Source organism: Pseudogemmobacter sp. TB195, assembly GCF_058313095.1.
The window spans coordinates 244-587 of sequence record NZ_JBZEGG010000161.1; the positions used below are offsets into that span (position 1 = coordinate 244).

Annotated in this window: 1 pseudogene; it reads right to left on the reverse strand. The window is 67.4% G+C overall.

From position 1 onward, the window contains the following. Nucleotides 1-344 (reverse strand): annotated as a pseudogene (locus AC4FS3_RS29155) (hypothetical protein); the annotation flags it as partial.

Genomic DNA, 344 nt, shown 5'->3' on the forward strand with positions numbered 1-344 from the left:
GAAGGCCGCGGTGAGGGTCCAGCTGGTGCTCAGCTTGATGTCGCCGAAGGCGTTGACGTAGCCGTCAACCGTATTGACCGTGAAGCGGCCGAGGTTCTGGCCCGTGAAGGTGTCGCCGCCGAGCATGGCGCTGACGCCGGTGTAGGACATGGCGCCCTTGCCGTAGGCGGCCTGCAGCCAGAGCTGGTCGCCTTTGGCGATGAACGGCAGGTTGAACTTCACGCCGCCCTGGATGGCGTAACCGAACTTGGCGTCCGGACGGGCGGCGAAGCCGCCGTTGGTGACGCCGCCGGAGAACGTGCCGACCGACATCTGGTGGGTGGCGACCGACAGCTGGGCGGAGC